The 1,041-nt window shown below is 67.4% G+C and carries 1 pseudogene; it reads left to right on the top strand.

Features of this window, described 5'->3' with window-relative positions:
- Positions 1 to 1,041 (top strand): annotated as a pseudogene (locus EOA24_RS39085) (peptidoglycan-binding protein); the annotation flags it as partial.

The raw sequence follows: 1,041 nt of genomic DNA, 5'->3' as shown, positions 1-1,041 counted from the left end.
CCGCCGCTGGGACGATTTCGACCGCCGCTGGAGCGCTTTCGAGGACCGTGTCGACGCCGACCAGCGCAAGCGCGCCGAAGGCCCTAGCCTTTCAGTGCTGACAGATCGGCTCGAGCAGATTAGCAGCGCCGTCAACAGCCTGCCGGAATCGCTTTCGCTGCGCTCGCTGGAGGAAAAGGTGCGCACGCTTGCCGGCGCGGTCGACCGCTTCGCCGGCCAGCAGACCGCGCGCGGCGGCGAAACGCTCGCCATGATCGACGAGCGGCTGGACGAGATTTCCCGCGCCATCGTCGCCTCGACGGTAGCCGCGCAGGCCAATGCCTTCGACCCCGAGACCTTCGGCCGGATCGAGAAGCGCATGGCCTCGCTGGCGGTGCAGATCGAAGAAGTCGCGCAGTCGCGGCCCGGCGCCGAGGTCCTCGACCGCCTCAATCTTCTCACCAGCCGCGTGGACCAGCTGGCCGGCCGCACCGATCTGCCCGAGCAGGCCATGGAGCGTCTGGGCAAACAGATCGCTTCCATCACCGACAAGATGGACCGCGCGCCGGCCATGCCCGACGCGGACCAGATCTTCCAGGGCCTGGAGCAGCGCTTCGACGCGCTGTCGATGCTGCTCGAGCGCCGCCAGGGAGACGCAATCGAACAAAGCAACGCGTTGTTCCACGATCTGGAGCGTCGGCTGGACGAGGTGGCGAATAGGCTCGACCAGCGCATGCGTCAAGACGACAGCGCCGGCATCATGGAAGCGATCGATGCCCGCTTCACCGCTCTGGCCAAGCGCATCGAGACGCGCGCGCCCGATCCCGCCAGCGATATGGCGATCCGCGGGCTCGAAAGCCGGCTCGAGGATATTTCCAGCCGGCTGGAATCGTCGGCGCATCAGGTCGCCGGCATCGATCCGGCGCTGATCCGCAGCCTGGAAGCGCAGGTCGCCGGCCTATCGGCGCATCTTTCCAGGCCCGGCACGCCGCTGCCCGAGTTCGAGGACATCAGTCCGCGCCTAAACGAGATCGAGAAGTCGCTGGCCGGCACGCGCGATTC

The organism is Mesorhizobium sp. M2A.F.Ca.ET.039.01.1.1 (assembly GCF_003998035.1).
In the GTDB taxonomy this organism is placed as follows: Bacteria; Pseudomonadota; Alphaproteobacteria; order Rhizobiales; family Rhizobiaceae; genus Mesorhizobium.
This window is presented reverse-complemented; position numbering and strand designations above follow the sequence as displayed.